This is a genomic window from Actinomadura sp. NPDC049382, from assembly GCF_040677125.1.
GTDB lineage: Bacteria > Actinomycetota > Actinomycetes > Streptosporangiales > Streptosporangiaceae > Spirillospora > Spirillospora geliboluensis.
Window position 1 is genome coordinate 1 of the sequence record NZ_JBFARO010000001.1, and the last position, 20880, is coordinate 20880.

The 20880-nt window shown below is 73.7% G+C and carries 20 protein-coding genes and 1 riboswitch; of the genes, 6 read left to right on the forward strand and 14 right to left on the reverse strand.

The window, feature by feature from the left end; genetic code table 11:
- Positions 1-172: 172 nt before the first annotated feature.
- From AB0K34_RS00005 to AB0K34_RS00025, 5 genes are all read right to left on the reverse strand, one after another.
- Entirely contained in the window at positions 173-757 is a 585-nt protein-coding gene (locus AB0K34_RS00005) for a TMEM165/GDT1 family protein (RefSeq protein WP_138642280.1), read from the reverse strand.
- Between the two features lie 351 nt (positions 758-1108).
- The gene (locus AB0K34_RS00010) at positions 1109-2158 is read right to left on the reverse strand and encodes an NlpC/P60 family protein (RefSeq protein WP_301175593.1); all 1050 of its coding nucleotides are present in this window, start codon (positions 2156-2158) and stop codon (positions 1109-1111) included.
- A 5-nt stretch (positions 2159-2163) separates the two neighbouring features.
- Positions 2164-2312, reverse strand: a riboswitch (cyclic di-AMP (ydaO/yuaA leader).
- 102 nt (positions 2313-2414) lie between these two features.
- Positions 2415-3602 carry a M56 family metallopeptidase gene (locus AB0K34_RS00015; protein ID WP_301175592.1) on the reverse strand — a complete coding sequence of 396 codons (1188 nt, stop codon included), beginning with the start codon at positions 3600-3602 and terminating at the stop codon, positions 2415-2417.
- A gap of 4 nt (positions 3603-3606) precedes the next feature.
- Positions 3607-3987 carry a BlaI/MecI/CopY family transcriptional regulator gene (locus tag AB0K34_RS00020; protein ID WP_301175591.1) on the reverse strand — a complete coding sequence of 127 codons (381 nt, stop codon included), beginning with the start codon at positions 3985-3987 and terminating at the stop codon, positions 3607-3609.
- Between the two features lie 50 nt (positions 3988-4037).
- Positions 4038-4460 (reverse strand): DUF4396 domain-containing protein, encoded by a 423-nt coding sequence (locus AB0K34_RS00025; RefSeq protein WP_301175590.1) that lies wholly within the window; start codon positions 4458-4460, stop codon positions 4038-4040.
- Between the two features lie 261 nt (positions 4461-4721).
- Here AB0K34_RS00025 and AB0K34_RS00030 point away from each other — a divergent pair, with 261 nt between their 5' ends.
- Complete coding sequence (locus AB0K34_RS00030) at positions 4722-6179, forward strand: MFS transporter (RefSeq protein WP_301175589.1); 1458 nt, start codon at positions 4722-4724, stop codon at positions 6177-6179.
- A 76-nt stretch (positions 6180-6255) separates the two neighbouring features.
- On the opposite strand, the gene AB0K34_RS00035 is transcribed toward AB0K34_RS00030, so the two are convergent.
- Both AB0K34_RS00035 and AB0K34_RS00040 read right to left on the reverse strand, forming a co-directional pair.
- Positions 6256-6642, reverse strand: a complete 387-nt coding sequence (locus AB0K34_RS00035; protein ID WP_138641797.1) for a hypothetical protein — start codon at positions 6640-6642, stop codon at positions 6256-6258.
- Positions 6643-6853: 211 nt separating this feature from the next.
- Positions 6854-7456 carry a TetR/AcrR family transcriptional regulator gene (locus tag AB0K34_RS00040; protein WP_301175588.1) on the reverse strand — a complete coding sequence of 201 codons (603 nt, stop codon included), beginning with the start codon at positions 7454-7456 and terminating at the stop codon, positions 6854-6856.
- Between the two features lie 54 nt (positions 7457-7510).
- Between AB0K34_RS00040 and AB0K34_RS00045 the strand changes: the two genes are divergently transcribed.
- The gene (locus AB0K34_RS00045) at positions 7511-8101 is read left to right on the forward strand and encodes a TIGR03086 family metal-binding protein (RefSeq protein WP_301175587.1); all 591 of its coding nucleotides are present in this window, start codon (positions 7511-7513) and stop codon (positions 8099-8101) included.
- Here AB0K34_RS00045 and AB0K34_RS00050 read toward each other — a convergent pair.
- From AB0K34_RS00050 to AB0K34_RS00070, 5 genes are all read right to left on the reverse strand, one after another.
- Positions 8091-10259 (reverse strand): serine/threonine-protein kinase, encoded by a 2169-nt coding sequence (locus tag AB0K34_RS00050; RefSeq protein WP_301175586.1) that lies wholly within the window; start codon positions 10257-10259, stop codon positions 8091-8093. The two genes, AB0K34_RS00045 and AB0K34_RS00050, sit on opposite strands and share 11 nt — an antisense overlap.
- Positions 10259-12439 carry a serine/threonine-protein kinase gene (locus AB0K34_RS00055; RefSeq protein ID WP_301175585.1) on the reverse strand — a complete coding sequence of 727 codons (2181 nt, stop codon included), beginning with the start codon at positions 12437-12439 and terminating at the stop codon, positions 10259-10261. Before AB0K34_RS00055 ends, AB0K34_RS00050 begins: the two co-directional genes overlap by 1 nt.
- Before the next feature lie 203 nt (positions 12440-12642).
- The gene (locus AB0K34_RS00060; RefSeq protein WP_301175584.1) at positions 12643-13554 is read right to left on the reverse strand and encodes an NAD(P)-dependent oxidoreductase; all 912 of its coding nucleotides are present in this window, start codon (positions 13552-13554) and stop codon (positions 12643-12645) included.
- Between the two features lie 26 nt (positions 13555-13580).
- Positions 13581-15692: an MMPL family transporter gene (locus AB0K34_RS00065; RefSeq protein ID WP_301175583.1), complete on the reverse strand. Its 2112-nt coding sequence runs from the start codon at positions 15690-15692 to the stop codon at positions 13581-13583.
- Positions 15693-15970: 278 nt separating this feature from the next.
- A complete protein-coding gene (locus tag AB0K34_RS00070; RefSeq protein ID WP_138639253.1) occupies positions 15971-16219 on the reverse strand; it encodes a hypothetical protein in 249 nt (82 codons plus the stop codon).
- Between the two features lie 194 nt (positions 16220-16413).
- On the opposite strand from AB0K34_RS00070, the gene AB0K34_RS00075 reads away from it, so the two are divergent.
- The 4 genes from AB0K34_RS00075 to AB0K34_RS00090 all read left to right on the forward strand — a co-directional run bounded on the left by AB0K34_RS00075 (position 16414) and on the right by AB0K34_RS00090 (position 19608).
- The gene (locus AB0K34_RS00075) at positions 16414-17070 is read left to right on the forward strand and encodes a histidine kinase (protein ID WP_274704644.1); all 657 of its coding nucleotides are present in this window, start codon (positions 16414-16416) and stop codon (positions 17068-17070) included.
- On the forward strand, positions 17057-17773 hold the full coding sequence (locus AB0K34_RS00080) for a response regulator transcription factor (protein WP_138639251.1): 717 nt from the start codon (positions 17057-17059) through the stop codon (positions 17771-17773). The genes AB0K34_RS00075 and AB0K34_RS00080 overlap by 14 nt, the downstream gene beginning before the upstream one ends.
- Positions 17774-17931: 158 nt before the next feature.
- Positions 17932-19086, forward strand: a complete 1155-nt coding sequence (locus tag AB0K34_RS00085) for a sporulation protein (RefSeq protein ID WP_301177981.1) — start codon at positions 17932-17934, stop codon at positions 19084-19086.
- A 66-nt stretch (positions 19087-19152) separates the two neighbouring features.
- Positions 19153-19608, forward strand: coding sequence for a tellurite resistance TerB family protein (locus tag AB0K34_RS00090; RefSeq protein WP_138639249.1), 456 nt, complete (start codon positions 19153-19155; stop codon positions 19606-19608).
- Positions 19609-19626: 18 nt separating this feature from the next.
- Here the strand turns inward: AB0K34_RS00090 and AB0K34_RS00095 are convergent, their stop codons facing one another.
- Together AB0K34_RS00095 and AB0K34_RS00100 are read right to left on the reverse strand one after the other, a co-directional pair.
- On the reverse strand, positions 19627-20520 hold the full coding sequence (locus AB0K34_RS00095; protein WP_138639248.1) for a M56 family metallopeptidase: 894 nt from the start codon (positions 20518-20520) through the stop codon (positions 19627-19629).
- Positions 20517-20879, reverse strand: a complete 363-nt coding sequence (locus AB0K34_RS00100; RefSeq protein ID WP_138639247.1) for a BlaI/MecI/CopY family transcriptional regulator — start codon at positions 20877-20879, stop codon at positions 20517-20519. Before AB0K34_RS00100 ends, AB0K34_RS00095 begins: the two co-directional genes overlap by 4 nt.
- Between the last annotated feature and the right edge of the window lies 1 nt (position 20880).

The window sequence follows — 20880 nt, forward strand, 5'->3', positions numbered from 1 at the left end:
GCTTGACCTTGTCGACGATGGACATTCCCGATCCCCCCGGATCCCTCGTCTCGATCGGTGCGGCGCGGTTGGCGCGCACAGGGGGTTGGCCGGGGATTGGTTGGCCGGGGGGTTGGCCGAGGGTCGGTTGGCCGAGGGTCGGTTGGCCGAGGGTCGGTCGGCCGGGGGTGGGTTACATGGTGAAGGCTTCTATGAGCGTCCAGATGGCGAGGCCGGCCATGCACAGGCCGCCGATGCGCTGGACGGTCTTCAGCGGGACCCTGTTCGCGATGAAGCGGCCCGCCAGGAGGGCCAGGGCCGAGACCGACATGAGGGCGGCGGCGGAGCCGATCGCCGTCGGCAGCCATCCGTTGGTGGCGGCCAGGTTGGCGGTGGTGATCTGGGTCAGGTCGCCCCACTCGCTGATGAACACGGCCGTGAAGGCGGCCACGTAGGACGGCCAGAACCGGGTGACCGTCTGGCCGGCCTTGTCGTCCTCGTCGTCGTCCCCTCCGCCGCGCATCAGCACGATGGCGCCGAAGGCGAACAGGGCGGCCGACACGAGCTTGACGGCCATGCCCGGCAGCAGGCTGAGCAGGCTGCCGGCCCCCACGGCGATCGCGACGTGCACGATGAACGCCGTGGACGTGCCGAACCACACGTAGAGCGGACGCATGCGCGTGCCCATGGCCAGTGAGGCGAACATCGTCTTGTCGGGCAGCTCGGCGAGGAAGATCAAGCCGAACGCGGTGAGGATCGCGAGCGGGTCCAGGGTCATGGGCGGTGCCTTCTTACGGGGCCGGGCCGCGGACTTCGGCCGGCACCCTGGCGGGCGACGGGAGGACCACTCGGCCCGGCACGATCGGACGGCCCGCACGGTCGCACGGGCCACGTCATGCCGTGGCCGAAGGTCTCGTCCACCCCTTCGCGGGGCCCGATGGCCGGGACGTCCAAGGACGTCCAGCGTGTCGACCAGCGGTATTACAGGACTACTCCCCTTCGCCGGGCCCCAGTGTAGCCAAAACATCCGGCAAGGCACTCGACCGGCGTGGCAAAGGAGCCGGTCCCTGAATGGAAGCGTCCCCGTCACCCGGGACGGGTGGCGGGGACGCCGGTCGGGGGAAGCGTGTCAGGCGACGCGGACGCCGCCGGCGAAGGGCCGTCCGGCGAGCGGGCTGATCTTGACCACGTCGCCGGTCTGCGGAGCGTGGACCATCTTGCCGTTGCCGATGTAAAGCCCCATGTGGTGCAGGTCGGCGTGGAAGAACACCAGGTCGCCGGGCCTGAGCTGTGACATGGACACGTGCGTGCCCGCGTTGTACTGGGCGCCGGTGTAGTGCGGGAGGTTGATCCCGACCTGGGCGTAGGCGTACAGGGTCAGGCCGGAGCAGTCGAAGCCCTTGATGTTGGCGCCCTGCGCGGTGCCGTAGGACGGGCCGGACGCGGTGCCGCCGCCCCAGGAGTAGGGCACGCCGAGCTGGCTCAGGGCGGCCCGAACGGCGGTCATGGCCTTGGCGGAGGCGCCGCCCGGGTCCACGTTGGGGATGGGCCCGCCGTTGCCTCGGATGGGAGTGCCGACGCCCAGCTTGGCTTCGACCTTCTTGAGCCTGGCCTGGAGCTCCTTGCGCTTCTTCTTGGCCTCGTCGGTGAGTTCGCGCACCTGCTTCGCGCGCGCTTCGGCCGATTTGCGGGAGCGCTCGGCGGCCTGCATGGTCTGGAGCAGGTGGGCGACGCGGTCGCCGTCCTGGCGGGCGAAGTAGTTGAGCGTGGCCGACCGGTCAAGGACGCTCTGCGGGTCCTTGGCGGAGGCGAAGGCGACGGCAGGGTCCGCCGGGCCGTTCTTGTAGCTGTCCGCTGCGAGCTTGACGATCCTGGCGCGGGCGTCGTCCAGCGCCTTCTTCTGGCGGGCGGCGTTGCCCTCGGCCACCTTGGCGGCGCGCTGGGCCTGCTTCAGCCGCTCGCGCAGGCCGTTGTACTGCTCGCTGAGCTTCTCGGCGTCGTCCGCGAGTTTCTTCTGCTGCGCGGTCAGCTCCCGGCGGGACGGCTCGGGCTCGGCGGAGGCGGGCGCCGGTGCGAGGAGCGCCGCGGCCACGGCGGCCGATATCGCCCATGCCGTGACGGTTCGGGGGGTGCGGGTGCGGCGTTTCGGCGTGCCGATGACGGCAGCGCGTCGCTGCATGCGGTCGTCCTCCTCTGTGCCGCCTACCGGGTCAGCTGACGGGTTCGGGCCAGAGTCGCCCTACCGCCCCCGCGAAGGGAGCGGACTCACCCCAGTGGAGATCGGGTCCCCGGTTCCCGGGCCGATGGGCCACGGGATTCGGCGTCGCCATCGCCGCCCCCGGCGGGGGCTCGTCACGGTGGCTCCTACGCAGCGTAGGAGATAGCCGCCTCATTCGCCACTCAAGCCGCGGATTACAGCAAACGTCCCAGACGCATCAGCAGAGCAGGGCCAGCCGACCGATCGCGAGAGCCGCGCCCGCGAGAGGCACCGCGACCGCCGCCGCCACGAACACCGGCGCCACCACCCGGAACGCCCCACGCGGCTTCACCTGCTCACCGGCCTCCAGCCGCCGCACCCGCGCCGCCAGCGCGTCCATCCCCGCCCCGACCGCCCCCAACTCTCCACACGCGCCGAACGAGCCGGTCTCGACGACCACACCGCAAACGTCACGGGTTCCAGGCCCGCATGACATGCCGCCCGCTTCACGCGACCCGGTCGCGGCAAGCGGGCCGGTCGCGTCGAGCGGGCCGGGCGCGTCGAGCGGGCCGGGCGCGGTGACCACTCCGCCAATGTCGTGGAGTTCGGCTTTGTAAGGGGCGCTGGTCGCTTCGGATGAGGGTTGTGAGCCTGTTGCTGCCAGTGAACCTGGCGCGTTGGGGGCGCCGGGTGGTGAGGCGAGTGTGTGTAGGGCTTTGACGAGGGTTCGTGGGCCGTGGGTGTGTGCCGCTGTGTCGTCCGCTGCCATTTCCAGGAGTAGCGGTAGCCGTGCCTTGGCTCGGCGGACGGTTGGCAGCCAAGGGAGGAGGGCGTGGGCGAGGTCCAGGACGAGCAGCAGTGCGTGGTGGCGTTGCCGGAGGTGGGCTCGCTCGTGTGCGAGGACGGCGCCGAGTTCGGCGGCGCTCAGGGCGTCCTGGGCTCCCGTGCTGACCACGATCGCGCGGCGGCGCGCGGACAGGGAGTAGGCCACGGGCACCGGGTGGTCGAGTACGAGGACGTCCGCGTGCCGGGTGTGCGGGCGGGCGACGAGGCGGAGCATCTCCCAGTGGCGGCGGCGGTGCCGCAGGGCCCGGACCAGGCGCGGCACCCCGCGGGCCAGCCTCGTCCCGCACGCCGCCAGTAGGACCAGGCTCGCCACGGCCGCCGCGATCATCGCCTGGGTCTCGTGGTGGGGCAGGCAGTCGCGCAGCAGCGTCAGCAGGCCGTGTCCGGGCCCCGGCGGCGAGATCAGCGCGACCGCGACGACTCCGGCGCTGGCGATGACGGTGCCCGCGAGCGCGGCCGTCCAGCAGGCGACCGCCGTCCGGGGGCCGAGGGCGCCGGCCCGGATCCGGTCGAGGACCGGTCCGGCCAGGCACCCCAGCAGGACCGCCGAGGCGACGAGCGCGCCGACCAGGACGATCACGGCGTCACGCCTCGTCGCCGTCGGACGTCCGGCGGCGCAGGGCGTCCAGCAGGTGGCGGGCGTCCTCGGCGGGGACGCTCTCGGCGAAGCGGGCGAGGATCGCGCCGTGGTCGGGGGCGTCGGTCAGCGCGTCCAGCATCAGCTCGACGGCGTACTCCTCACGCGCCCTGGTCGGGCCGTAGCGGAAGGCCGTCCCGTCCTGGGTGCGCTGTAGGAGCCCCTTCTGCGCCAGGCGTTCGGCCACGGTCTGGACGGTGTTGTAGGCGAGCGCCTTGTCGGAGTCTTCGTTGAGCTTCGCGAGGAGTTCTCGCACCCGCAGTGGTTCGGGTGCCGCCCAGAGGACGTCCATGATGGAGCGTTCGAGCGACCCGCCCAGTCCGGCCACGCGCTCACCTCCGTCCTGCCCACATTGTGCCGGAGCACCGGTCCGCCGGGTCAGTGGTGGTACTGGTGCACGACGGCGTGGCCCTTGCCCCGGCCGATCATCCACCGGTTCACCGGCGTGGTGATGATGAAGGCGAGCAGGAACGCCACGGCGAGCGCACCCCAGAACAGGGGGTCCGCCAGGCCGGCGTCCATCGCTCCCGGGATCGCCACCATGGCCGCGTTGTCCAGCACTTCCATGACCGCGATCGAGACGGTGTCGGCGGCCAGCGCCACGCCGAACGCGGCGCGCAGCGTCAGCCCCGCCTTGAGGACGCCGCGCATGGTCAGGGCGTATCCGAAGACGAACGCGAGGAAGACCGCCAGGACGATCGTGGCCACGTTCGACCACCCCAGCACCGTCCCGATCACCATGCCGAGCACCTCGCCGATGGCGCAGCCGGTCAGGCAGTGCAGCGTCGCCTGAGCCGCCATCCCCCACGACACCGACCCGACGCCATGCCCGCCATGCCCGCCCGCATGCCCGGCTTGCCCAGGGGTGTGAGACGCCCCACCGGGCGGGTGGGCGGTGTGCGGGGTGTGGGGGGCGGGGCCTTCTCGGTCTTGGGCGGTCATTTCGGGGCTCCTTCAGGTTTCGGGAATCAGCGCGGGGCGCCGGGGGTTGCGCAGGGCACTATACCCCCCTAGGGTAAGCGACCGCTGGATATATACCCCCTAGGGGTAGAAGGAGGAGTCATGTCCGGACGTTCCGCACCGCCCGCCGCGCGCCGCTGGTGGGCGCTGGCGCTGATCGCGGCCGCTCAGTTCATGGTGATCATGGACACGTCGATCATCGGGGTGGCGCTGCCCCGCATCCAGGCGGATCTCGGGTTCTCGCAGGAGAACCTGTCCTGGGTGTTCAACGCCTACGTCGTCGCGTTCGGCGGCCTGCTGCTGCTCGGCGGCCGGCTGTCGGACCTGTTCGGCGCCCGCCGGCTGTTCTCCACCGGGTGGGTCGTCCTGCTCGCCGGGTCCGCCATGGCGGGCGCCGCCGGGAACGTCGGCGTGGAGCTGGCCGGACGCGCCGTCCAGGGCGTCGGCGCCGCGCTCATCGCGCCCGCCGCGCTGACGCTGCTGATGATGCTGTTCGGCTCCGAGCCGCGCGAGCTGACCAAGGCGCTGTCCCTGTACGGCGCGGCGGCACCGGCCGGCGGCACCGCGGGCGTGTTCCTCGGCGGCGTCATCACCGAGTACCTGTCCTGGCCCTGGGTCTTCTACATCAACATCCCCATCGCCCTGATCGCGCTGGCCGCCGCGCCCGCGCTGATGCCCGGCGGCGGGGGCGGCGCCCGCGGTCGGGTGGACGTGCTCGGCGCGCTGACCGTCACCGCGGGCCTGGGCGGCCTCGTCTTCGGCGTCGTCCGCGCGCCCGAGGTCGGCTGGAACGCGTTCGAGACCTGGGCGGTACTGGCCGCCGGGCTGGTGCTGCTCGGGGTGTTCCTGGCGCTGCAGGCGTACCGCCGCGCCCCGCTGATGCCGCTGTCGATCTTCCGCGCGCCGAACCTGGCCGCCGCCAACCTCGCGCAGTTGCTGCTCGGCGGCGCGTGGATCCCGATGTGGTTCTTCCTGAACCTGTACCTGCAGCAGGTGCTCGGCTACAGCGCCTTCCCGTCGGGCGCGGCGCTCGTGCCCATGACCGCGCTGATCATGCTCGGGATGATCGTCCTGGCACCGCGGGTCATGGGGCGCCTCGGCGCCAAGGGCGCCATCGTCACCGGGCTGCTGGTGCTGGCCGCCGGGATGGGCTGGCTGTCGCTGATCCGCCCGGACGGGAACTACTGGGTGGACGTCCTGCCGGCCTCGCTGGTCGCCGCGCTCGGGATGTCGCTGGCGTTCATCCCCTCGCTCGGCACCGCGCTGTCGGCGGCCCGTCCGGAGGAGGGCGGGCTCGCGTCCGGCATCGTCAACACCGGCTACCAGGTCGGCTCGGCGCTCGGCCTGGCGGCCATGACCGCCATCGCCGCCGCCTCCGGCGCGGACCGGCTCGGGGACCTGCCCGCGCTGACCGACGGGTTCTCCGCCGCCTTCACCGGCGCCGCGCTCATCGCGCTCGCCGGCGCGGGACTCGCCGCCGTCACCCTCCGGACCCCCCGTCCGGACGCCGCGGCCGCGGCCGCGCCGCAGGCGGAGGGCGAGAAGACCGCCGGCCGCTGACATGGCCTGCGCGAAACGCGCGACGGCACGTTCACCGCACCCGGTGCGGGGAACGTGCCGTCGTCGTACCGGACGGTCAGCTGTAGAAGTAGCGGGACGAGCGCGTCACGGTCGTCCCCCGCTCGCCCCAGTAGGTCTTGATGTCGGCGCGGTAGTAGGTGTCCTCGTAAGCGGTGGCGAGGCTGCGGCAGGTGCTGCCCGAGTTGCCGTAGTAGTTGTTGTAGTCCGTCCAGGACGGGCTGGGGCCCGACCGGCTGATCGGGACGAGCGTCACCTGCACCCAGCGGGCGCCGTCGGTGTTGTACGCCTGGGCGCAGAACTGGTCGCCGCCGTCGTTGTAGGAGACGGTGCCGTCGCCGACCGAGACCGGCCCGAAGGAGTTGGCCAGCGCCGGCTGCGCGACCGCGATGCTCGCCGCCGCGATGCCGAGGCCCACCACGGCCGTCTTCATCAGTGTCTTCATCGTGCCCCTTCCACCCGGGCGCGAGATGATCGCGCCGCTCGGTGTTGATCTTCGGTCGGCGGATCCGCCGGTGGAAGGGGCCTTCGCCATTGTTCGCCGGGCCGTCACGCCAAGTTCGATCTTGGTCGTGGCGCGGGGGCGCGAGGCCCGGCGCGCAAGGAACGCACGGCGAACGCAACACCAACATTGGGGCGGAGCCGCCCGGAGGAGCTCACGTGCTCAGGCCGGCCGCGTGGCGCATGGCGGTGCGGGCGCGGGCCGGCGCCGAGGCGTCCTCCAGCAGCTGGATCTCCTGGTTGGCGGCCATGGCCAGGCCGGCGATCACCGTGGCGACCTCCTCGGCGGGACGGTGCGGGCCGGGCAGTCCGGCCTGGGCGGCGGCGATCTCCGCCGTGAGCGCCCGGCGCTGGGACGCGACGATCTCGCGCAGCCGGTCGCGCAGCGGTCCCGGCCGCCCGTCCAGTTCGGCCGAGGCGGCGGTGAGGAAGCAGCCGCCGGGGAACGGGCATTCGGCCAGGTAGCCGACCCAGCCGTCGATCAGCCGGCCCAGCCGCTCCGGACCGGGCGGCAGCTCCGTCAGGGGGGCGACGACCGCCGCGCGGAACACCTCGCCGGCCTGGTCGAGCGCGGCCATCTGCAGGCGGTCGCGGGAGCCGAACGGGCCGACCAGCCCCGCCTTGCTCATGCCGAGCCGCTGCGCGAGCGTGCCGAGGGTCAGCCCCTCCAGCCCCACCCGGGAGGCGTCCCGCATCGCGGCCCGCACGATCCGGTCGCGGGTCCGGGCCGCTTCGGCCGCCGAGCGTCGAGGAGACATGCCCCAAGACTAGCGAACGGTCGTACGCTATTTTGGCGTACGACCGTTCGCCAAATGACGAGAGGCCCGTCCGGCATGACCGATCTGCTCCAACTCGACGCCACCGCGCTTGCCCTCCTGGGCCACGATGTCGCCCTTGTCCCCGACTCCGCGATGGGCGAACCGACGCCCTGCGACGGATGGACGGTCGCCGACCTGCTCTGCCACATGAACGAGCGGCACGAGGCCATCGCCCGGACAGCGCTGCCGCCCGTCGAAGCGAGCGAGGACCCGCGCGACGACTTCGCCCGCATCGCCGCCCGCTGCCTCTCCGTGCTGGAGCGGGCCGGTGAGACCGTGGACCTGCCGCAGCGCGGCCCGACGCCGACCGAAATGGTGCTCGGCGTCCACACCGTCGACATGCTGGTCCACCGCTGGGACCTGGCGCGCGCATTGCGGACCACGCCCGCCGTGCCGTCCCGCCTGGCCGAGGCGGCACTGCCCCTGGCCCGGGCCAACACCGCTCCGGGCAGCCCCCTCAACGGACCCGGCGGCGCCTACAGCCCGCCGCTGGCCGAAGACCCGGCCCGTCCTGCGATCGACAACCTCGCCGCCCTCCTTGGCCGCGACCCGGACTGGACGCCGCCGGACGGGGTCAGCGGGTGATGGTGGCCGCGCGCAGGTGGCCGTCACCGGCGCCGAAGTAGACCACTCCATCCGTTACCACCGCGTTGGGGTCGCGGTCGTCCGCCAGCGTGACCTTGCCCAGGGAGGCGCCGTCAGCGGCCTTCAGGAGGTGTAGTTCGCCGGTCTTCGTGCCGACGTAGACCGTCCCGGACAAGAGAGTGGGTGACGAGGTCACCTGAGGAAGCTCACGGCGCCACAACACCGCGCCGGTCTTCGCGTTGAACGCGACCGCCTGCCCATCGTTCCCTTGAGTATCGGCGTTGCCGCTGATGTACACGCCCCCGTCGGAGACCACGGGGCGCGACGAATCCGAGAAGTCGCCGAGGTCGGTGGGGGTGTTCCACAGGAGCGCACCGTTGCCGGGGTCGCGCGCCGAAACGGTGCCGTCCTCACCGAGCCCGTACAGGACGCCGCCGATCACGATGAGCGACTCTGGACGGCTGTGGAGTTCGTCCGAGAAGGGAGCCTTCCACAGGCGCTTGCCTGTTTCGGCGTTCAACGCGTGGAGTTGCGGAGCCGGCTCTTCGTAAGTGCTCGCGACGTAATAGACGACGTTCTCGTGGGTGGTCATCTTCCACACGACCCCGGCTTCGTGGCTCCACGCCATCTTGCCGGTGCCGGTGTCCAGCGCGTACACCAACGACTTCTTTTCATCGGACGTCCGGTGGAAGAAGTACATGTGCCGACCGGACAGCGCTTCGCCGAGAAGCAGCGTCCGGTCGGGGCGTTCCCACAGCCGGCGGCCGGAGGCGGCGTCCAGGGCGAACACGCGGCCACTGTCGCTGTCGCGTGAGGAGTCGGCGTAGGCGCTGAGGTAGATCCTGTTCCCGGCGAGGAACAGGGAGTTGCCGCCACCGTAGGCCCGGTCGTGCGTCCAGCGGGCCTTGCCGGTGCGGGCGTCCACGGCGTGGATGACTCCGTCGCCGTCGCCGAAGTACAGCGTCCCGTCCTTGAGCACCGGCGGCCAGGCCGGCTCCCCGCTGTAGGACCACATCTGCTTCAGGACCGGCGGGGTGGGCTCGGCGGCGCGATCGGTGCGGCCGCCCCGGTCGGCGTCCGGCTCCCCGCCGGTGAGGAACAGCGTGGTGGCGACGGTGACGAGGACGGTGACGGCGGCGAGGCCCGTCAGGACACGTCCCCGCGTGAGCAGCCGCCGGGGAGAGGGTCCTGGGGGCGGGCCCTGGTACGGCGCCGTCACAACGGCGGTGGGCGCGGGAGTGGGCGCGGGAGGCGGCGCGGGGACCGTGCGGGTGATCTCGGTCGTCAGCGGTTCGGGCAGCCAGCCGGCTCCACCGGGCGGCCATGCGCGCGACGCCCGGCCCAGTTCCTCGACCAGAGCGGAGACGGTGGGACGCCGGGCGGGGTCCTTGTCCAGGCAGCGGGCCACGATGTCCGCCAAGCCGGGCGGCACACCGGTGAGGTCGGGGGCCGCGTGGACGACCCGGTAGTTCAACGCGTGGACGGAGCCGCCGCCGAACGGCCCGGCCCCGGTCGCCGCGTACGCCAGGACGGCGCCGAGGGAGAAGACGTCGCTCGCCGGGCCGACCTCGCCGCCCCGCAACTGCTCCGGGGACATGAAGCCCGGCGTGCCGACCATCGCCCCCGTCACCGTCAGGCGGGTGCCCTCGGACGCCAGCGCGATCCCGAAGTCGATCAGGCGCGGACCGTCCGCGGCCAGCAGCACGTTCGACGGCTTGAGGTCGCGGTGCACCACCCCGGCGGCGTGCACGCTCTCCAGTGCCTCCGCGAGCGCCGCGCCCAACGACCGGACCGTCCCGTCCGGCAGCGCGCCGTGCGCGTCGACCGCGGCCTTCAGCGACAGTCCGGGCACGTACTCGGTGGCCAGCCACGGCGGCGTCCCGTCCGGGTCGGCGTCGACCACGGCGGCGGTGAAGGGGCCGCTCACACGGCGGGCCGCCTCGACCTCCCGGACGAACCGGCGCCGGAACCCCGCGTCCTCCGCCAGCCCCGCCCGCACCACCTTCACGGCGACCGCGCGCCCGCCCGGCGACGACGCCAGGAACACCTGGCCCATCCCGCCGCCGCCGAGCCGCCCGGCGAGCCGGTACGGCCCGAGCTGCTCCGGGTCGCCCGCCTCCAGCGGCGCGTACGCCTCCACTCCGCTTGCCCTCTCCATCAGACGGTGCCCGAGAGCACGCGCAGAACGTCGTCTTCCTCGACATAGAGCCGGCCGTCGATGAGGCCCAGGCTCCCGCCCACGTGCTCCTGCCACAGGCGGGTGCCGTTGCGGGCGTCAAGGGCGTAGAGGTTGCCGGCGCCCTCGTCGCTGCCGTCGTCGAACAGCACCTTCCCGTCCTGGACCGACACCAGATTCGCCTCGTCTACGCCCGGCTTGTGCCGCCACAGCGGCTTGCCGGTAGCGGCGTCGAAGGCGCAGACGTAGCCATCGTTCTCGAAGTAGACGACGCCGTCCTCGACGATCGGGGTGCCGGCCCCGCCGGCGATGGCGGGGTCCCAGGAGGCGCCCTCGAATCCCTGCTTCCACGCGTACCGGCCCGTCGCGGCGTTCACCGCGTGCAGTGAACCGTCCCGGACGCCGTAGTAGACGGTTCCGTTCGCGGCGATGGGGGACGTTTCGATCTCGTCCCCGACCTTGAGGCGCCAGAGGTTCGCGCCGGTCTCCGCGTCCACCGCGCGCAGGGTGCCGTCATTGATCACCGCGAAGACGACTCCCCCGGAAACGGCCGGGCCCTTCTTCGAGTAGCCCTCGTAGCGGTTCCGCCACAGCTCCCGCCCGGTGCGGGCGTCGCGCGCGATCAGCCGGACATCCGACCCGTACAGCTTCTCCCCGACCACCTCGATCGACGGATGGATGCCGTTGTCCTTCCACTTCCACAGTTCCGCGCCGTTCGCGGCGTCCCGGGCGTAGGTGTAGTCGCCGGCGCCGTAGTACACGATCGAATCGGTCGCGCCCAGGAACAGCGGGCCCGTCGGGACGCCCACGCCCAGGGAATGCGTGTACTTCCAGCGCAGCCGGCCGTTCTCGGTGTTCAGGGCGTACAGGCCGCCCTTCTGGTCGTCGATGTACGCCGTGCCGCCGATCACCTGCGCCAGGTGCATGCCCTCCTCCAGCGGGAAGGTCCACAGCTCCTTGCGCTTCGGTTGCCCGGACGCCTCGGCCTCGCCGTCGTCACCGGACAGGCGCACCGCGAGGACGACCGCCGCGACAACGACCCCGACCGCCGCCGCGGCGGCCACCGCAGCCAGGACCCGGCGCCGCCCGCGGCTGGGCACCGACGTCCGCCCCACCGAAACAGGCGAAACAGCCCGACCCGGCGGGACGGGGCCACCAGGCGAAACGAATCCACCGGGCGGAACGACGCCGCCGGGCGGAAAAGCACCACCCGGCGGGACGGAACCACCCGGTGGGGCGGGCGTGCCGGGCGAGGGCAGGAGTGGTGCGGAGCGGACGCGGAGGACGTCCGCCGCGACCGGGGCGGGCAGCCAGCCGGCCTCGGTGAAGAAGCCGGCGGCCTGCCCGGTGCCCGCCAGGCGGCTCAGCTCGCCGACCAGGTCGGGGACGGTGGGACGCTCGGCGGGGTCCCTGGCCAGGCAGCGGGCGGCGACGGCCGCGACCGCGGGCGGTACGCCCGCCAGGTCCGGTTCCTCGTGGACGACCCGGTAGTTCAGGGCGTGCGCGTGCCCGGCCCCGAACGGGCCGGTGCCGGTCGCCGCGAACACCAGCACGGCGCCGAGGGCGAAGACGTCGCCGGCGGCGGTGACCTCGTCGGCCACGAGCTGTTCGGGGGCGATGAAGCCGGGCGTGCCGATGACCATGCCGGTCTCGGTGAGCTCGGTGGCCTCGGCGGCCCGCGCGATGCCGAAGTCGATGACGCGCGGGCCGTCCGCCGCCAGCAGCACGTTCGACGGTTTGAGGTCGCGGTGCACCACGCCCGCCTCGTGGACGCTCTCCAGGGCCTCCGCGAGCGCGGCGCCCAGCGCGAGCACCGTGCTCTCCGGCCAGGCGCCGTGCGCGGCCACCGCCGCCTCCAGGGAGACCCCGGGCACGTACTCGGTGGCCAGCCACGGCGGCGTCCCCTCGGGGTCGGCGTCGACCACGGCGGCGGTGAAGAAGCCGCTCACCTGGCGGGCCGCGTCGACCTCCCGGACGAACCGGCGCCGGAACCCCGGGTCCTCGGCCAGCTCGGTCCGCACCGCCTTCACCGCGACCGCGCGGCCGCCCGGCGACAGGGCGAGGAACACCGTGCCCATCCCGCCGCCGCCGAGCCGTCCGGTGATCCGGTACCGCCCGAGCCGCTCCGGGTCGCCCGCCCGTACCGGCGCGACACCGCTCACTCGGCTCCCTCCCCGGCCGCGGTGCCGGGATCCGGCACGGCCGTGCCCGGCGTCAGGCGCATGATCATAGTCGCGGTTCTCCATCGTCGGCGGAGGGATCGGACGGCTCGCCTACAGATAGACGCTACTGTTCGACAGAGAGTTCGCTCGTCTCCGGACGCGGTTCACGAACCCGCCCCGCCGTTGGGAACCGGCACCGGCCGTCAGCCGTCGGGGCCGGTGTCCTCCGGTTCCAGGTCCAGGCCGGAGGCCGCCGCCTGGAGGTCGAGCAGGATCGCGAAGTCCTCGTCCACCCGGCCCGTCCCCACGCTGGCCTGGACGAGCTGTGCCGTGAGCGCCGTGACGGGCACGGGGACGCCGAGGCGGCGGGCCTCGTCGAGCCCGAGGTCGAAGTCCTTGCGCAGCAGGACGGGCGTGAACGTCGGCGTGTAGTCGAGGTTCACGAACGCGGGCGACTTGTAGCGGGTGAACTCCGAGCCGAGGACGCTGCCGTTGAGGAACTCCAGGAACGCGTGCCGGGAGACGCCGCCCTTCTCCGCCAGCACCGTGATCTCGGCCATCGCCTGCGTCACGATCCCCAGCATCAGGTTGTGCGCGATCTTGACCAGCCGCGCGGAGTCGCCGTCGCCGACGTAGGTCACCGACCTGCCGATCCGCTCCAGCAGCGGCGCGGCGAGGTCGTAGGCGTCGCGCGGCCCGGACACGACCAGGCTCAGCCCGCCGCCGGCGGCGACCCCGGCGTTCCCGCTGACCGGCGCGGCGAGGAACCCGGCGCCCCGCTCCGCGCAGGCCGCGCGGACGCGGGCCGACGACTCCGGCGAGACGGTGGAGGAGTCGACGACGGCGCGGGGGACGCGGTCGCCGGCGAGCAGCCCGTCCGCGCCGAGCAGCACGTCCTCCAGGGCGTCGGACGACGACACCATCGTGAAGACGACGTCCTTCCCGCGCAGGTCGGCGATCGACGCGGCCACCGCCGCGCCGTCCGCCCGGAGCGGCTCCGCCTTGGCGAGGGTGCGGTTCCAGGCGGTGACGTCGGTTCCGGCGCGGGCGAGCCGCCCGGCCATCGCCGTGCCCATGCGGCCGGTGCCGATCCAGCCGACCTTCGGTGCCGCCATGCCGACCCGGTACCCGTCAGCGCAGGTCAGGAACGTCCGCCGGGCCACCACGTCCGGTCGCCGAGCCAGGTGACCAGGGCGGGCACCTGGAGCGACCGGACGAGGAGCGTGTCGATCAGGACGCCGATCGCGACGGCGAGCCCGACCTCGGCGACCGTCACGTCCGGGATCTGGGTGAGGGCCAGGAACGTGCCCGCCAGGACGAGCCCGGCGGCGGAGATCACGCCGCCGGTCGCGGTGAGGCCCCGGCGGACCGCCTCCGCCGTCGCGGCGCGGCGGCGCTCCTCGCGGACGCGCTCCATCAGGAAGATGTTGTAGTCGACGCCGAGCGCGACGAGGAACACGAAGATGTAGACGAACAGGTCGGCGGCGACGCCTCCGTGGCCGAGCGCGTGCGTGAACAGCAGCGCGGAGACGCCGAGCGCTGCGGCGAAGGACAGCACGACGGTCGCGAGCAGCACCAGCGGCGCGACGACCGACCGGAGCAGCAGCCCGAGGATCACGGTGATCGCCAGCAGCACGAGCGGGACGATCCGCGCGGTGTCGCCGAGCGCGGCGTCCCGGTAGTCGGCCTGCACGGCGGGCATCCCGCCGACGAGCGATCCGGGCGCCGCGTCGCCGAGCCGGTCGCGGAGCCGGTCGATGACGTCGGCGGCGCCGTCGCCGTAGGGCGGGACGGCGAGTTCGACGCGCAGCGTGCCCCGGCCGGCGAGCGGAGGCGTCTGCTCGACCTTGGCGACGCCGTCCGTCGCGGCGGCGGCCCGTTCGGCGGCGGCCATGGTCGCGGGCGCGGCTCCGGCGGGCAGTACGACGGTGAGCGGGTCGGACGCGCCGTCCGGGTAGTGGTCCGCGAGCACCTGACGGCCGGTGACCGACTCGCTGTGCGGCGGCACCTTGTCGACGGGGTCGGCGCTGACGTGCAGGCCGGTCAGCCCGAGGGCGGCGGAGCCGAGCGCGCCGGTGACGAGGACGGCCACGAGCCGGGGGCGGCGCCCGACGAGTCCCGCGACGGCGCCCCAGAGCCGGTGCCGCCCGGCGCCGTGGTCCCGCCCGGGGGACGGGACGCGCGGCCACAGCACCCACCGTCCGGCGCAGGCGAGCAGGGCGGGCAGCAGGGTCAGCATCGCCGCGAGCGCCACCGCGATCCCGGACGCGGCGACGGGCCCGAGCCCGCGCAGCCCGGCGAGGTCGGCGACCAGCAGGCACAGCAGCCCGGCGGTGACGGTCGCGGCGCTCGCGACGATGGCGGGCGCGGTGCGGCGCAGCGCCTCGGCGAGCGCCTCGTGCCGGTCGGCGTGCCGCGCCAGTTCCTCGCGGTACCGGTCGAGCAGCAGCAGCGCGTAGTCGGTCGCGGCGCCGAACACCAGCACGATGAGGATGGCGGACGACAGGTCGGTGACCGCCAGCCCGGCCCGCGCCAGGCCGTAGGCGCCGCCCCGGGCCACCATCACCGCCAGCCCGGCGGCGAACAGCGGCACCAGCCACAGGACGGGGCTGCGGTAGGTCAGCAGCAGGAGGACGGCGACAATCGCCATGCTGGTCAGCAGCAGCGGGCCGTCCACGTCCCCGCCGTCATTGTCGACGTCGAGCCCGGCCTCGCCGGTCACCAGGGCGCGCAGCCCGGCGGAGTCCGCGTCGGGCATCGCGGTGCGCAGCCGCTCAACAGCCGTCGCGACGGTGTCGTCATCGGCCTGATGCGGCTGGATGCCGACGGTGAACAGTGCCGCCGAGCCATCCGGTGACGTCTGCACCGGCCCCGGTGTTTGCACGCCCGGTACGCCGAGCGCGGCGGCCTCCTCGCGGGCGTCCGCGATCGCCGTGCGGTCGGCGGCGGTCAGGGCCCCGCCGGACGCGCGGTGGAAGACGACGACGGCGGTCTCGGCGTCCGGGTGCGCGGGGTCGGGCTCGGTCAGCCGGGCCACCTCGCTCGACTCGAACCCGCCGGGCAGGTAGGCGGCGGAGTCGTCGCGCTGCACGTCGCCCAGCCGGGACGCGAACGCCGTCGCCGCGATCGCGAGCGCGATCCAGGCGAGGAGCACCGGCCATTTCGCGGCTCTGATCGTCCGGCCGAGGCGGGTGGCCGGGGGCGGTGCGGGACGGGCGGCGCGGGGCGGGTTCTCGGGTTCGGTCTGCGACATGGCGTCCAGTCCAGCCGCCGCGGCCGGGCCGCCGCATCGCCAGAACGAGTGCACCCGGCCGGTGCGGTAGGGCCGGAGAGCCAGCGTCCGGTTCGCTCTTTCGAGTGATGCCGCCGCCCCCGGCCGCTTCCTAGGATCAAGGCGATGACCAGCATGGACACGCCGGTGCTGCGGAAGGCCGCGGCCGAGGCGGCGCTCGCGGCGGCCGCGGTCGCCCCGGCGCTGATCGACCAGGCGACCACCGACACCTCGGCGGCGGCGTGGACGGCGCTGGCCGGCTACGGCGCCGTCGCGCTCGGCTGCCTCGCGCTGCGGCGGCACCGGCCGCTCACCGCGTTCGGGGTGCTGCTGGCCGTCCTCGCGGCGGTGCAGGTCGCCGCCGCGACCGCCGAGGTGAAGCCGAGCGGGCTGACCGTCCTGCCGGTGGCGTTCGCGCTGTACGCGGCGGGGGCGTACAGCGCTCCGCGCCGGTCGGGGGCGGCGCTGCTGCTCGGCGCCGCCCTCGTCGCCGGGGGCCTCGCCGCCAACCACCTCACCGCGCCCGAGGGCTGGCGCGGCGGCTCCGACGTGCTCGCCTACGTCGCCGCGCTCCCGGTCGCGTGGGCGCTGGGCGTGGCCGCGCGCGGCCACCGGGGCATGCTGGCCGCCGCGGAGCAGCGCGCCGCCGGACGCCCGCCGCGAGCAGCACCTGCTCGCCGAACGGGCGGCCGCCGCCGAGCGCGTGCGGATCGCCCGCGACATGCACGACGTGGTCGCGCATTCGCTGACGCTCCTGGTCGTGCACGCCGAGACCGTCCGGGCCCGGTCCGGGGAGCTGCCGCCCTGGGCACGCGAGCGCGTCGACGCGATGGCCGCCGCCGGACGCCAGGCCACCAGCGAGATGCGCGAACTCCTCCAGGTGCTCCACGACGGGGGCACCACCGCCGCGCCTGGCATCACTGCCGCGCCTGGCACCACCGCCGCGCCCCGCGCGCCCGCGCCCACCCTCGCCGGGCTGCCCGCGCTCGTGGACGCCGCCCGCACCGCCGGGAATCCGACGAGCCTCACCGTCACCGGCGACATGGAGGAGCTGCCCAGGACCGTCCAGCTCACCGGCTACCGCGTCGTCCAGGAGGGGCTCGCGAACGCCCGCCGCCACGCGCCCGGTGCGGAGGTCACGGTCCGGGTCGACGCCTGCGGGCACGACGTGAGCATCGAGATCGACAGTGGAGCACCCGACGGGGATGTCACGCGGGCGCCCGGCGCGGGCATCGGCCTGCACGGCCTCGAAGAGCGCCTCGCCGCGCTCGGCGGCACGCTCGACGCGGGCGCCACGCCCGGCGGCGGCTTCCGGGTCGCGGCCACGATCCCGGTCGGAGCCCGCGATGCCGTCCGCTGACCGCCGCATCACGGTCGCGATCGCCGATGACGAGCGCGTCGTCCGCGACGGGCTCCGCGCCATCATCGAGACCCAGCGGGACATCGAGGTCGTCGGCACCGCCGGGGACGGCGACGCCGCGCTGCGGCTCGCCACCGGCACCGGCCCCGACGTGCTGCTGCTGGACGTGCGCATGCCCGGCCGCGACGGCCTGTGGGTCCTCGACCGGCTCGCCCGGCGGGGCCTGCTCGGCCGCACCCGCGTGCTGATGCTCACCACCTTCGACCTGGACGAGTACATCGACGAGGCGCTCGCGACCGGCGCCGCCGGGTTCCTGCTCAAGAGCTCCTCCTACGAGGAGCTGCTCGCCGCCGTCCGCGCCGCCGCGTCCGGCGACGCCGCGCTCAGCCCCGGCGTCGCGCGCCGCGTCATCGACGGCTACCTCGCCCACCGCCGCGCGGCCCGCCCCGCCCCCGCCGACCTGGCCCGCGTCGAGGCGCTGACGCCGCGCGAGCGGGACGTCCTGGCCCTCATCGGCGACGGCCTGAGCAACGCGGAGATCGCCGAGCGGCTCGTCCTGTCCGAGCACACCGTGAAGTCGCACGTCAGCCGGCTGCTCACCAAGGCCGGCTGCCGCAGCCGGGGGCAGGCCGCGGCCCTCGCGCACCGCGCCTCCGTCTCCGGATGCGCAACGGAGCCGCGCACGTCGTCACCGGAGCCGTAGGCCATCGCGAGGGCGCGCGATCTAACCGCGCGGCAAGGCTGATAGAGAGTTACGGGAAGTCCTGTCTTCTGGTGAGTTCTCGCCGTCTGCTGCTACAAATGTAGTAGGCAGCCGAGCCGTCGGCCGCTCGGCGATCACAGCAGAAGAGAGAGGGGCCCATGGTCTTCAAGCGGTTGCTCGGCGCCTTCGGGGTGGGGGGACCTTCGGTCGAGACCGTCCTCGGCACGGCGCAGGCCCGCCCCGGGGAGCACCTGTCCGGCGAGGTCCGGATCCAGGGCGGCGACCACGACGCGCACATCACCCGGGTGATCGTGAGCCTGGTCACCCAGGCCGAGTACGAGCACGGCGACCACGAGGGCGCCGGGACCCGCGAGTTCTACCGGGGCGCGGTCGCGGGACCGCTCCACATCGGGGCCGGGCAGTACCAGTCGGTCCCGTTCCAGCTGCCGCTGCCGTGGGAGCTGCCGGTGACCGAGGTCAACGGGCAGCACCTGCACGGCATGGCCATGGGCGTCCGCACCGAGCTGGAGGTCGCCGGGGCGGTCGACGCCGGCGACCTGGACCCGATCTCGGTGACGCCGCTCCCGTCCCAGCAGCGCGTGCTGTACGCGTTCGGGACGCTCGGCTTCACGTTCAAGAGCGCCGACGTGGAGGAGGGGCACATCGCCGGCCTCCACCAGGAGCTGCCGTTCTACCAGGAGATCGAGTTCTACGCCCCGTCCGAGTACGCCGGGCAGATCAACGAGGTGGAGCTGACGTTCGTGGCCGACCCGCACGGGCTGGCGGTGATCCTGGAGGCCGACCGGCGCGGCACCGCGTTCACCGAGGGCGACGACGTCTTCGGCCGCTACCACGTCTCCCACCAGGACGCCCTGCAGATGTCCTGGGAGCACGAGCTGGAGAACTGGCTGCGGGCCGTCGCCGGCCACGGGCACGCCGGCCACGGATACACAGGGAACGGTTACGCCGCCCCTGGTTTCGCCCATGACTCCCACCACCACGGCGAGCAGCACGGCCGCGGGCCCGGCTGGGGCGGTGTCGCCGCGGGCGCGGCGGGCGGTCTGGCGGCCGGGCTCGTCGCGGGCGCCGTCGTCAACGAAATGCTCGGCGACGACGAGGACGAGCAGGAGGAGCCGTCGGTCGGCGACGCCTTCGCGCAGATGAGCGAGCAGGCCGTGCAGAACGCCTACCAGCAGGCCGCGTTCGAGCAGGCCGTCGAGGACGCCTACGAGAACGCGTATGAAGACGCCTACGAGGAGGCGTACGAAGAGGCGTACGAGGACGCCTCGGAGGACTTCGAGGGCGAGGACTGACCCGCGGCACTTGCTACTACACTTGTAGCAGCAGGGTGAGACGAACAGCGAGTGGAGGAGGATCCGATGGCCTTCTGGGACAAGCTGCGGGAGTCGACCCAGACCATGCAGACGCAGCTGCTCAGTAAGAAGAACGAACTCAAGAGCGGAGCGTTCCGGGACGCGAGCATGGCGATGTGCGCGCTCGTCGCGGCGGCCGACGGCAGCGTCGACCCGTCCGAGCGGCAGCGCACCGCGTCCCTGATCGCCTCCAACGAGGTGCTGCAGAACTTCCCGGCGGACGACCTGCAGCGCCGCTTCAACGACTACGTGTCCAAGCTGACGGCCGACTTCGACTTCGGGAAGGTCTCCGTCCTCCAGGACATCGGCAAGACCAAGAAGAAGCCCGCCGAGGCGCGCGCCGTCATCCAGATCGGCATCGTCATCGGCGGCGCGGACGGCCACTTCGACGACCGGGAGAAGGCCGTCGTCCGCGAGGCGTGCTTCGCCGTCGGCCTGGACCCCGCCGAGTTCGAGCTCTGAGCCGGCCGGGGCCCGCCGTCACCGGAACGCGAGCAGCGACAGCAGGGCCGGCGCGATCACGTGGTCCAACTGGAGGGTCGCGGCCGTCAGCGAGCCGGTGAAGACCCCGTTGCCGAGGAGCAGCAGCGGGCCGGTGACCGCGTTCTTGGCCGGGGGCGTGCCCATCAGCGCCTCGACGCGCTGCACGACCCCCGAGTCGGCGAACGCGGTGACCGGTCCGGCGGCGGGCGGCTGGGCGAGCGCGACCTTCGCCAGCGTCCGGGCGACCAGGGCGCGGTCGCCCGCCGCCTCGGCGGCGTCCTCGTCCGCCCACCGCTCCACCGCGAGCCGCAGCGCCTCGTCCAGCGCCCGGACGGGCGGCAGCACCGCCGCGGCGAGCGCGCCGGCCGCGAGGTAGCGGTGGTGGCGGTGCCTGAGATGGGACGTCTCATGCTCCAGCACGACGTGCAGTTCCGCGGCGGTCAGGTCGCGCAGGAGGCCGCGGGACAGCAGCACCCCGCCGTGCCGGCCCGGGACCGCGACGGCGATCGGGGTGTCGGTCTCCAGCGGCCCGCCCGTGTCGCGCCGCGCGGCGCGCAGCTCCCGCGACCAGGCCGCGACCGTCCGGCCCGCGACCGCGAACCCGGCGGCGGCCAGCACCGCCGCGGGGATCCCGACCGCGTGCGGGACGGGGCTGTCGTCGCCGAAGAGCGCCCATTCGGGGACGTGCGCGGCGGCGGCCGGGGCCAGCGTCGCCGCGTAGTTGATCGCCACGAAGACGCCGGTGCCGAGCGCCGCCACGGCCGTCATCGCCCCGGTCGTCGCGAGCAGCCGCGCCGACCAGGACGGGTGCAGCCGTAACGGGGCGGCGAGTCCGAGCACGAGGCTCAGCGTGACCATGATGGCCAGCGGCAGGAAGGTGAACCAGTTCACCTGCCGCCGTCCGGACCGTCGAGGACCTCGCGCAGCTTCCGCGCCTCCTCGGCGCTGAGCGAGCGCGCGAACCGGCTCAGCACGGTGCCCGGGTCGCTGGCGTGCCGCAGATGGTCGTGCATGCGCCCGGCCACCAGCTCCGACTCGTCCACCGCGAGCCGGTACCGGTAGTGCCGCCCCGCGCGGGTGCGCGAGACGAGCCGCTTCTCGTGGAGCCGGTGCAGGATCGTGTTCACCGTCGTGTACGCCGGCTCGCCGTCGAGGCGCTCCACCAGCTCGGCGGTGCTGGCCGATCCGCCGAGCCCGGCCAGCGCGGCGAGCACCTCCGCCTCCAGCTGCCCGAGCGGCCTGCGCGTCATC